The 10,668-nt window shown below is 67.2% G+C and carries 10 protein-coding genes; 6 read left to right on the top strand and 4 right to left on the bottom strand.

Annotated elements, in window-relative coordinates; all coding sequences use genetic code 11:
- Positions 1–144: 144 nt before the first annotated feature.
- The 4 genes from ACIQM3_RS19365 to ACIQM3_RS19380 all read left to right on the top strand — a co-directional run bounded on the left by ACIQM3_RS19365 (position 145) and on the right by ACIQM3_RS19380 (position 4,051).
- Positions 145–666, top strand: coding sequence for a nuclear transport factor 2 family protein (locus ACIQM3_RS19365; protein WP_401625650.1), 522 nt, complete (start codon positions 145–147; stop codon positions 664–666).
- A 591-nt stretch (positions 667–1,257) separates the two neighbouring features.
- On the top strand, positions 1,258–1,953 hold the full coding sequence (locus tag ACIQM3_RS19370) for a hypothetical protein (protein ID WP_401625653.1): 696 nt from the start codon (positions 1,258–1,260) through the stop codon (positions 1,951–1,953).
- A gap of 249 nt (positions 1,954–2,202) precedes the next feature.
- Complete coding sequence (ilvC, locus tag ACIQM3_RS19375; protein ID WP_401625656.1) at positions 2,203–3,201, top strand: ketol-acid reductoisomerase; 999 nt, start codon at positions 2,203–2,205, stop codon at positions 3,199–3,201.
- A 247-nt stretch (positions 3,202–3,448) separates the two neighbouring features.
- On the top strand, positions 3,449–4,051 hold the full coding sequence (locus tag ACIQM3_RS19380; RefSeq protein ID WP_401626467.1) for a MerR family transcriptional regulator: 603 nt from the start codon (positions 3,449–3,451) through the stop codon (positions 4,049–4,051).
- Between the two features lie 88 nt (positions 4,052–4,139).
- On the opposite strand, the gene ACIQM3_RS19385 is transcribed toward ACIQM3_RS19380, so the two are convergent.
- Together ACIQM3_RS19385 and ACIQM3_RS19390 are read right to left on the bottom strand one after the other, a co-directional pair.
- Positions 4,140–5,144: a hypothetical protein gene (locus ACIQM3_RS19385; RefSeq protein WP_401625659.1), complete on the bottom strand. Its 1,005-nt coding sequence runs from the start codon at positions 5,142–5,144 to the stop codon at positions 4,140–4,142.
- Between the two features lie 324 nt (positions 5,145–5,468).
- Positions 5,469–6,161, bottom strand: a complete 693-nt coding sequence (locus ACIQM3_RS19390; protein ID WP_401625662.1) for a hypothetical protein — start codon at positions 6,159–6,161, stop codon at positions 5,469–5,471.
- Positions 6,162–6,279: 118 nt separating this feature from the next.
- Here ACIQM3_RS19390 and ACIQM3_RS19395 point away from each other — a divergent pair, with 118 nt between their 5' ends.
- A complete protein-coding gene (locus ACIQM3_RS19395) occupies positions 6,280–6,930 on the top strand; it encodes a TetR/AcrR family transcriptional regulator (protein ID WP_401625665.1) in 651 nt (216 codons plus the stop codon).
- Positions 6,931–7,054: 124 nt separating this feature from the next.
- Here the strand turns inward: ACIQM3_RS19395 and ACIQM3_RS19400 are convergent, their stop codons facing one another.
- Positions 7,055–8,122: a magnesium and cobalt transport protein CorA gene (locus tag ACIQM3_RS19400; RefSeq protein WP_401625668.1), complete on the bottom strand. Its 1,068-nt coding sequence runs from the start codon at positions 8,120–8,122 to the stop codon at positions 7,055–7,057.
- A 4-nt stretch (positions 8,123–8,126) separates the two neighbouring features.
- A complete protein-coding gene (locus ACIQM3_RS19405) occupies positions 8,127–8,738 on the bottom strand; it encodes a TetR family transcriptional regulator (protein WP_401625671.1) in 612 nt (203 codons plus the stop codon).
- Between the two features lie 142 nt (positions 8,739–8,880).
- Here ACIQM3_RS19405 and ACIQM3_RS19410 point away from each other — a divergent pair, with 142 nt between their 5' ends.
- Entirely contained in the window at positions 8,881–10,623 is a 1,743-nt protein-coding gene (locus ACIQM3_RS19410) for a CocE/NonD family hydrolase (RefSeq protein ID WP_401625674.1), read from the top strand.
- The last annotated feature ends 45 nt before the right edge of the window (positions 10,624–10,668 follow it).

The raw sequence follows: 10,668 nt of genomic DNA on the forward strand, positions 1-10,668 counted from the left end.
CTTCAGCGTTGTGTCCCTGTGTCGCGAGGCCGGTTCGACCGGCCTCGTCGCGAGCTGCCGGCGCGGAGGCGACGCGATGAAACCCCTGTGCGGCGGGTGGCGGTCTCGGCCGGCATTCGCTTATTGACGACGAGGAGCGCAAGCATGGCTGAACACGACAAGGCTGCGATCATCGAGGTCCTGAACCTCTACGGCCTCGCACTCGACGCCCACCAATGGGACCTGTTCGACCGCGTCTTCGCGGAGGATGTGACAGCCGAATTCGGTCCTGCCGGGAACGCGTGGTCAGGCCTCGCCACCTTCAAGCGCTCCTTCGCGGAGTTCCACGAGAGCCTGACCGGTCATCAGCACACGATGATGGGTCATCTGGTGCACGTCGACGGCGACAAGGCCTACGCCTTCAGCTACGGCAACTGGCTTCTCGTGCGCGAAGGGGCCGAGGGCGGTCCGACCTGGCAGGGAACGGGCTGGTACGACGACGAGCTCGTCCGCACCGACGAGGGGTGGCGCATCCGGCACCGCGTCTGCCGGCTGATGTCGTGGACCGGCAACCCTTCGGTGCCCGAGCCGAACGCCGAGCACCACCCCGACATGAAGACGAATGTGCTGCGCGAGCACAGCGAGGCGGGGAGGGTCGGCTTCCTCAAGGCCATCCAGGCCAAGTAGGTGACCGGCGGGCCGGCCCGGGCGAGCAGCTGTACCGACCGACCGAAGTCGCGGGCGGCGGTCCTGGCGCCCTGTCTCGGCCTAGGTATGAGCGGCGCGGCGGCGGCCGGTCAGGAGGCAGGGGATCGCCATTTCGCTGAGGTCCTCCGCGCATCGGCGCCGGGCCGCCTAGTCGGTGGGGCGGTTCTGGCGGATCGAGTGGTGGAAGCAGGCGCCGAGGACGGTGTGTGCCAACCTGTCCAGCGCCGTGTCCGGGTCGGCGCGCCGGGTCTGACCGGTGCAGGGCAGTTCCGCATCGAGGGGCAGGCGGTGGAACGCGGTGATGGCGAGCGCCCCGCGACGCCGCTGATCGTCACGTCCAGCAGGCCGAGCTCTGAAACAAGCTCTTCGGAGGCGTGCAGGATGCAGGCCAGGGCCGCGGCGTTGCGCGCCTGCTGGGTTCTTGGCACTGCGCGCGGTGGGTCGGCTCATCCCTCGCGACGCGCATGTCGTATCGACCATCGCCGCGTCCGAGTCCTTGACAGGAGTCGAGCACGCACTTCTACTATTGCGAATGTGAGTACACGTTCGCATCCGAGTGAGGTTCTGAAAATGACTGACAGTCCTACTTCAGCACCGGCAGACGTGGCACTCGTTTCAGGGCCGACGGGCGCCGGGAGCATCGACGACTTCGAGCTGTTCTACGCACGCCGAGCACTGGGCCGCTTCCGTGCGCGGCTGGGCCGGCGGGGACTGCTCGACCTGTTGGCCGCAGACATCGACGAAGGCAACGCCTTCCTGCGGGAAAGCGCTCAAGCCTCGGGCGGCAGCTTCGCCGGGGGGACGACGGTGCTCTCGACGAAGGGCCTCGGGGCGGGTGAGTTCGTGGCCTGGATGGACAAGGCGTTCGCCGACGAGGAGGTGCTCCTTTCGGCACAGCCGGAGCATTACGTGATGGTCGGCCAGGCGAACGGCTCGGTCCATGTGGTGGAGAACGTCGGCCCCCACATCTGCTCCTTCTACCTCGGGGACTGGGCAGCGGAAGCGATGGCCTGGGCCGACGACGCGGACGAGCTGCTCCCGAAGGCCGATTTTCCGTACAAGAAGGCCACGAACCTCTTCCTCTCCGACGGCACGGTCGTCGGGCGGGTCCTGATCCAGTTCGGGGAGACCGACGAGGGCTTCACCTCGAGTCTCACCGTCTACCTGCCCACGTCGTGCCCGCGGGACGTCCTGGAACACCACCTCCGGCACTTCGCCGTGGAGTTCAGGAACTGGATCATCGCGGCCGCGGCGGCTCGCGGCTGACCGTGTGACGTGCTCGGGCCTCGAGCCCCGGGTTCGTCACCCACGCGCCGTGCCACGACGGCATATCCCCCTGGGGCCGAAGAGGCGGTACGGGCCTGGCAGGGCGATCCGCATGTTTCGCCCTGCCAGGCCCGTGGCTTCGGGACAATCGACCAGGGGCGGCCTTCGAGCACCCCTCAGATTTCCCTTCCCTTCCTCCTCGCCGGCACGCGGTGGGGCGCGACACCTGCACACCAAGGAGAAGACTCAGTGGCCGAGCTGTTCTACGACGACGATGCCGACCTGTCCATCATCCAGGGCCGTAAGGTCGCGGTGCTTGGTTACGGCAGCCAGGGGCACGCCCACGCGCTGTCGCTGCGTGACTCGGGTGTCGACGTCCGTGTCGGTCTGCACGAGGGTTCGAAGTCCAAGGCCAAGGCCGAGGAGCAGGGCCTGCGCGTGGTGACCCCGTCCGAGGCCGCCGCCGAGGCCGACGTCATCATGATCCTCGTCCCGGACCCGATCCAGGCCCAGGTCTACGAGGAGTCCGTCAAGGACAACCTCAAGGACGGCGACGCGCTGTTCTTCGGCCACGGCCTGAACATCCGCTTCGACTTCATCAAGCCGCCGGCCAACGTCGACGTCTGCATGGTCGCCCCGAAGGGCCCGGGCCACCTGGTCCGCCGCCAGTACGAGGAAGGCCGCGGCGTCCCGTGCCTGGTGGCCGTCGAGCAGAACGCCACGGGGGACGCTTTTCCGCTGGTCCTCTCGTACGCGAAGGGCATCGGCGGCACCCGGGCGGGCGTCATCAGGACGACCTTCACCGAGGAGACCGAGACCGATCTGTTCGGTGAGCAGGCTGTCCTGGCCGGGGGTACAGCCGCCCTGGTCAAGGCCGGTTTCGAGACGCTGACCGAGGCCGGTTACCAGCCGGAGATCGCGTACTTCGAGTGCCTCCACGAGCTGAAGCTCATCGTCGACCTCATGTACGAGGGCGGCCTGGAGAAGATGCGCTGGTCCATCTCGGAGACCGCCGAGTGGGGCGACTACGTCACCGGCCCGCGCATCATCACGGACGCCACCAAGGCCGAGATGAAGAAGGTCCTGTCCGAGATCCAGGACGGCACCTTCGCCAAGGCGTGGATGGCCGAGTACCACAACGGTCTGCCCAAGTACAACGAGTACAAGAAGGCCGACAGCGAGTCCCTGCTGGAGACCACCGGCAAGGAGCTCCGTAAGCTCATGAGCTGGGTCGACGAGGAGGCGTAAGCCATCGTCCGAAGGTCATCTGACTGCGCTGCTAGACGTGGGGTGATCAACCCGAGCGGTCGTTGAGCGCCCCAGGCTGCCGACGTCGTCTCCCGTCGAGCTTGCGCTGTGCGAGGCTGCTGGTCTCGGGAGCCGCGATCACCTCCGGGTCCAGATGTACTGACCGGAGGCATCGATCGAGCTCCCACTCAGGCCGCAGTTCGGCATCGGAGAGGTCGACGCGCGTACCGGTCTTGAACCCGACACACTGCGGTACTTCGAGCGACAGGGGATCTTGCCTGCCCCACGGCGTGACACTGCTGGGCGTCGTCAGTACGTCGCTACCGATGTCGACCTGATCCGCATGCTGGTTCGATTGCGCGAGACAGCAATGCCGCTGGGCGACATCGCGCAGTTCACCGGCGCCGACTCCGAAGCCACCGACCCATCGCGGTTGCGGCTGGAGCTGCTCACTGCGCATCGCCGTCGAGTAGAGCAACGCCGTGAAGCACTGGACCGTGCCCTCGATGTGGTCACCTGCAAGATCGCGGGCTGTACCCATCACGTATCCGACTCCCTGGACGTTCTTGAGCGACCCGAACCAACGATCGCCTACAGCGTCCAGGGGCAGGGACCACTGCTCTTGCTCGTCGGCGCGCCGGCAGGGCGAGCTGGGTTCGCAGCTCTCGCGGACGAGCTTGCTAGGCAGTTCACCGTCGGCACCCATGATCCTCGCGGCATCGGGGCCAGTCGCGTGACGCGCGGAATGGCTGCGCTGACGCCTGAAGTCCTCGCTGGAGACCTGCCGCACTGGTCGACACATTCACCGGCGCGCCGGCAAACTTCGTCGGCACGAGCGGCGGGGCCGTGACCCTGCTGCAACTGGCCACGCAGTATCCCGACCTCGTCGGATCGGCCGTACTGCACGAGCCGCCCCTGATCACTTTTTGGCCTTCACTTCAGGCGATGGCCGCGGTAGCGGTCTCGGGCTGAAGGAAGGTCGAGCGCCTACCGCGCCGGTCTGCCAGGAAGGCGAGGGCGATACCGACAGCGACCCAGACGGTGAGGGTGAGGGTCGGAAGGCCTGCACCTGCGCTGTCGAAGAAGCCATTGGTGCGCAGGAGGCTGCCGGCAGCGCCCGGGGGGAGTAGTTGGCCCAGCGTTGCCCAGCCGTCGGGGAGCCAGTGGGGGCCGGTGGCGATTCCTGAGAGGGGATTGCCGAGGAGCATCATCAGAGCGCTGCCGAAGGCGAACCCCGCCATCCCGAACCGGGCTTGGAGCCCCAGGAGGGTAGTGGACATGGCAGCCATGCCGAGGATGACTCCGAGGGCGGTCATCCCGTAGTTGCCCTCGATCGAGTGTGTGGCGAACTGGAGGACGGCAGCGACGGCTGCGCCCGCCACTACGGAGAAGAGCAGAGCCCCTGCGATGCGGGTGCGCAGTCCACGGTGGCCCGGGAAGAAGCTGCTGAGTATCAGGGCGGGGAAGATGCCGCCGAAGATCATGGGCATGAGCGCAGAGGTCAGCCCTGTGCCCCGGGGATCGTCCTCGGTGAAGGGCACCAGGTCGTGAACGGATGCCTCCTTGGCGTGCTGTGAGGCGACGGTCTCACCGAGTGCTGTCACGGCGCTAGTCGCGGAAGGGGCGCCGGCGGTGGCGGTGTATACGTCGACCCTCTGCTCGGTGATGGCGATCCCACCGGCTACATCGCGGTTCTCGACCGCGGACCGGATGTCCGCCGGCGTCTCGTATGCGCGGACGTCCCACGCGCCCTCGTCGATGTTCTGTCGGAGGTCGCCCACGGTCGACTGTGCCCCGGTGATGCCGATGGGGACATGGTGCGGGCCACTGTGGAGCGAGGGCAGCGCGAACGCACACAGCATCGTGGTGATCAGGGCTGCCAGGCCGAGGACGACCAGGACCAGCTTGCGTTTCGTGCCGGGCGGCGTGGAGTGCTTGGGCATCGTTGAGCCCTTCTGTGCTTCCTGCAGTGTGCGGAGAGGGCAGAGCCCTGTCCGGGGTGGGGCGGTGGAGACGGCGGGACGGGTGCCGCGCACCCGAGTCCCCGTACGCTGAAGCACGGTCCGGGCCGCCCTCATCGGCATGCAGTTCGGGCATCCATTGAGAACATTCAGCCGTACGACCGTGAAATGAAGGCGCGATGCCGAGTCCAGGCGGCCTTCCAAGCCCAAGATCAATCTCTTCGAGAGGGGCTGGCCCATCGGGCCCGGCACCCGCTCATGCGGTCGGCAGCCTTGCGGCTGCCGACCAGATGTCGGGGCGAAGCCTCAGGCCTGGGCAGCCGCTGCGGCGACGATCCAGTTCCTGAACTCGACGGCGTAGTGCCGAAGGTGGTGGTCCAGGACCTCGTCCGGACACGAGACGGGGAAGTAGACGGTCAGGTTCGCCGTGAAGCCGTCAGTGGTGTCACCGAACTGGATCAGCGCCCGCCCGACCACGGTGCCGTCCGCCAGGAACAGGTTCGAGGACATCTTGCGGGGAAACTCGGACTCCGGGAGAAGAGCGTCCGCGTCCGCGGCCCACGCCACGGCGTCCGATCCCCATCCGCCCATGTAGAAGGAGGCGACGTGGGGGCCGATGTTCTCCACCACGCGCGCGCCGATCTCATCGGTGCCCATCACGTAGTGCTCAGGATGCGCCGCGAGAAGCGGCTGCTCGTCGCCGGCGAACGCCTTGTCCATCCAGGCAAGGAACGCACCCGAGGTGAGGCCCTTCGTCGCGAGCACGGTCGTGGCCCCCTTGAAGCGGCCGTCGGAGGTGCGGGCGCTCTCGCGCAGGAAGGCATTGCCCTCCTCGATGTCAGCGGCGAGGAGGTCGAGCAGACCTTGGCGGCCCAGCAGCGTCCGGAAGCGGTCCACGGCGCGGCGGGCGTAGAACAGCTCGAAGTCGTCGATGCTCCCACCGGTGGGGCCGGACTCGAGGGTCACCGTCACCGGCGGCGAGATCTGGTTGTCGGTCATGGTCGAACCTCCACGTAGTATGTGAATGCGAATTCGCATTCGCGTAACGAGGATACCCAGAGGCGTGGACCACTTGTCAAAAGAACCTGCCGCAACGACCCCCACTACGATGCTGGGCATGACTGAGGAGCCCGACCGCCCGCTGAGCTACCGGCAGCCCCAGCAGGCACGCAGCGCCGCGACGCTGGCTCGCGTCCTGAAGGCCGCTGAGGAGATCGCCGCCTCATCCGGCCTGGAGGAGATGACGATGACCGGCGTCGCAGAGCGCGCCGGCGTCTCCGTCGGCACGATCTACCGCCGCTTCGAAGACAAGGAACAGCTGATCAGCGCCCTGACCGAGCGGATGCTGGAACGCCGCGAGGAGTACATGGCCGAGCGGCTGTGCGTGGCCGAGCCCTCACTCTCCGGCGTCCTGGGCGCCTACGCGCACGCCCTGCTGGAATCCTTCGCCGACAGCAACAGCCTCTTCCCCGCACTGCTGCGCGCCGGGAGGAACAAGACCATGGACCGAGGGGCCCACACCATCACCGAGATCCACCGCCTCCTGCTCGAAGCGGCGGCCCCCTATACCGGGCAGATCCAGCGCTCCCACCCGCAGGAGGCGCTGGACACCGCGGCCCGCGCCGTCCTTGGCGCCTGCTTCCACAACTCGGTGCGCCCCGACCCCGTCACGGGCGAGACGGCCAGGCGCCGCTACGCCGACGAACTCAGCGACATGGCAATCGCCTACCTCCTCACCCCCGACCGCAGGGGCGCCGCCCACGGCTGAGCGGCTTTCGCCGGCCGCGGCGTACCCTCCTCTCCGCGTCAGAGCTGTAAGCCTTCGAGTCATGGCGACGACGGACCGGCCTCGCGCGAAGCTGTTCCCGCACGAACTGGCCGCAAACGGTCACTCAAAGCCAACGGCGCCATTTGAAGACGCCCCAGAGCCCCACCCCGAAGCCGATCATGAGCGCGACGGCGAACGGGTACCCCGCAACCCAGTGGAGCTCCGGCATGTGGTCGAAGTTCATGCCGTAGATGGAGGCGACCAGTGTCGGAGTGAACAGGATCGCCGCCCACGAGGAGATCTTCTTCACCTGCTCGCCCTGCTCGATGGTCTCCTCCGCCAGGCGGCGGCTCTCCTCGCCCTGGGCGAGGCTCGCGCTCGACATGCGCCGCATGGCCTCGTTCTGCTCCACCGTCACCAGCGTGGAGTGGACGGTCAGCGCGTTCTCCAGCAGGGACCTGGACCCGTCGACCCGTTCCGTCACCCGGATCGTGTGGTCGAGCACGTTGCGCAGCCGGTTCTGCACCTCGTCACCGGTTCCGTACCTGCCGGCGCCACGGAGCAGGCCCTGCACCATGTCCGGCAGCGGACCGATCGCGCGCTGCAGCGCGATCACCTGGGCGAGCAGCCGGTAGATCCGCTTCGAGAGTGCGGGATCGGCGTTCCCCTCCCCGAAGAGACTGTCCTCGACCTCGTCGATGTCGTTCACCAGCCCTGCGACGACGGGCGCGTAGCCGTCGACGACGATGTCGAGAAACGCCGTGAGCATCGCCTCAGGTCCTGTGCTGAGGAACTGCGGCTCGGCCTCAAGGGCGTCGCGGGCCACTGACAGGTCCGGGGCGGCGCTGTGCCGGACGGTGATGACGAACTGAGGGCCGACGAACAGGTGGACCTCGCCGAAGTCGACGCGCTCGTTCCGGTCGTCGTACGAAGCGGGCCGCAGTACGACGAACATGGTGTCGCCGTATCGCTCGAGCTTCGCGCGTTGATGTCCCTTGTGTGCGTCCTCGACGGCCAGTGGGTGCAGACCGAACCGGACAGCGGCGGTCTCGAGATCATTAGGGCTGGGGTCCATCAGTCCGATCCAGGCCACGCCTCCCGACTGCTCCAGTTCGTCGGCGGCGTCGTGCAGGTCGGGCGGGCAGGTGGTGGGGCGTCCTTCTACGTAGATGCGGCCGTCGATCGCCGTCATCGCCCTACTCCTTGCCGTCGGTGGCCGGTGGTGTCGGGACCAGCACACTCTGTACGGCGGGCCCGATGAGCGCGACCAGCGTTTCACGCTCCGCCTCCGTGAGCGTCGGGACACCGACGATGCCTCTACCCACCATGAGCCCGACGAGCATCGACGACACGATGCCCGCCCGGAGCGTCGCACCGTCGACTGCGCGTGAGGCGATAGCGTCGACGAGCAGGCGTTCCTGGAGGAACTCGCGTAGCTGCTTGTTGGCCTGCTCGTTGACGATCGCGCCGCGGAGCATCGCCATGAGCGGCTCCGAAGTCCGGGCGTCGACTTCCCATACCTCGACGAAGGCGCGGACCACGCGTTCCCCGAGCAGGTCGTCGGTCCCCTCGAAGGCCGCGCTGAAGCGCGTCAACGCGTCCGCGGGAACGGACATGACAGCAGCGAAGAGCTCGTCCTTCGAGCGGAAGAACTGCATCACCAGCGACGCGTCCACACCGGCATCGGCTGCTACCCGTCGGATCGTGGTCCCGGTGAAGCCGTCGGTCGCGAATCGGGTGCGAGCCGCGTCGAGGACCGCCTGCCGGGTGGTGTTCGTCCCCGGCCGGCGGCCGCGGCGTGCGGCCATTGCGGGATTCGTATCAGCGGTCATGGTCCAAAAGTACCTCCCTGACACGAAACTCAACACGGGTTGAGTTATGGATTCCGCAGACGTACGCTCGAATGGCCAGAGCCTGACCAGCGGATGAAGTAGATGCGAGGAGCTCTCCATGAGTGAGGACCAGAAGGTATTCACGCCGTCCCGGCCGCTGGAGCCGGGTCCCCGATACGGGATCCTGAGCGGTTTCGAGCCCGGAACCCGAACGTTGGAGGCGGGTTTCCAGATCGCTCCGCCGTTCAAGCCGCTGCCCGTCGACATCGTCTTCGAGAAGGACGTGCCGGTTACCTTGCGTGACGGTGTCACGATCCACGTCGACGTGTTCCGCCCCGTCGGATCGGAGAAGGTGCCGGTCATCGTGGCGTGGAGCCCGTACGGCAAGGGGCAGGGCACGTCCGCCAGCGTGATGGGCATCTTCGGCATGGTCGGCTTGGACAACAAGATCGTCTCGGGCCTCGCGAAGTTCGAGGGGCCGGACCCGGCGTACTGGTGCGCGCAGGGCTACGCGATCTGTAACCCGGACATCCGGGGTGTAGTGGACTCCGAGGGCGACAGCGTCGTATGGGACCGGCAGGAAGGCCGGGACTGCTACGACCTGGTCGAGTGGCTGGGCGTCCAGGACTGGTGCACCGGCAAGGTCGCCATGAGCGGAACGTCGTACCTCGCGGTCTCGCAGTGGTTCACCGCGGCGGAGCAGCCTCCTCACCTGGCGGCGATCAACCCGTGGGAGGGGGTGAGCGACGTCTACCGCGACCTGGTGATGCGCGGTGGCATGCCCGACACCGGGTTCGCCGAGCAGCTCCAGAACAACAGCTACTGGGGTAAGGGCAAGAGGGAGGACATCGTCACGGAGGCCGAGAGCCACCCGCTGATGGACGACCTGTGGGAGAGTAAGATTCCTCAGTTCGACCGGATCACCGTGCCTGCCTACGTCGTCGCCAGCTACTCCAACACGCTGCACACCGCGGGTACTTTCCGTGCCTGGCGCCGTATCGCCTCCACGGACAAGTGGCTGCGGATCCACAACAGCCAGGAATGGCCCGACTACTACGACGAGGCGAACACGGAGGACCTACGCCGGTTCTTCGACCGCTTCCTCAAGGGGGAGGGCAACGGATGGGAGCAGACGCCCCGCGTGCGCTACTCCCTCCTGGACCTCGAAGGCGGCGACCGGGTGAACATCCCGGCGGACGAGTTCCCGCCCGCAGGAGTAACGCCGGCGAAGTACTACCTCGACGGCCGTTCGCGGACGCTGGGGACCGCAGCGCCCGCCGCCGAGGCGACGGTGGGCTACACAGCGGGGGCCAACCCCGACACGGTGTCGTTCGTGACACGCTTCGAGCAGGAGACCGTCCTGGTCGGTTACCCGAAGGCCCACCTCTGGGTCGAGGCGCAGGGATCCGACGACATGGACCTGTTCGTCCTCGTCCAGAAGCTCGACGCCTACGGCACGCCACTGCAGCAGTTCACCGTCCCCAACCAGGGTGCACAGATCCAGGACGTCACCGAGCGGGGCGCCTCGATCCTGCGGTACAAGGGCTCGGACGGACGGCTGCGCGTCTCGATGCGACACCTGGACAAGGCGCTCTCCACCGAGGGCGTCCCTGTTCACAGCTTCGACCGGGTCGAGAAACTCTCACCCGGCGATGTCGCCGAGGTCGAGATCGACCTGCTCCCGGTGGGGCTCACCTTCTACGCGGGCGAACAGCTCCGATTCGTCATCAGCAGCCGCTCGCTCCTGGGTACGATGATGCCCGGAAACCGCGAGTACACCCCCGCCAACAGCGGACAGCACATCATCCACACCGGGGGAGAGCATGCTTCCTACCTGCAGCTCCCCGTGAAGACCAGCTGATCGGGGAGGGCTCGGTCCCGTCTGCGGACGGGACCGAGCCGCAGC

Origin of the sequence: Streptomyces sp. NPDC091271 (assembly GCF_044757505.1) — a bacterium.
In the GTDB taxonomy this organism is placed as follows: Bacteria; Actinomycetota; Actinomycetes; order Streptomycetales; family Streptomycetaceae; genus Streptomyces.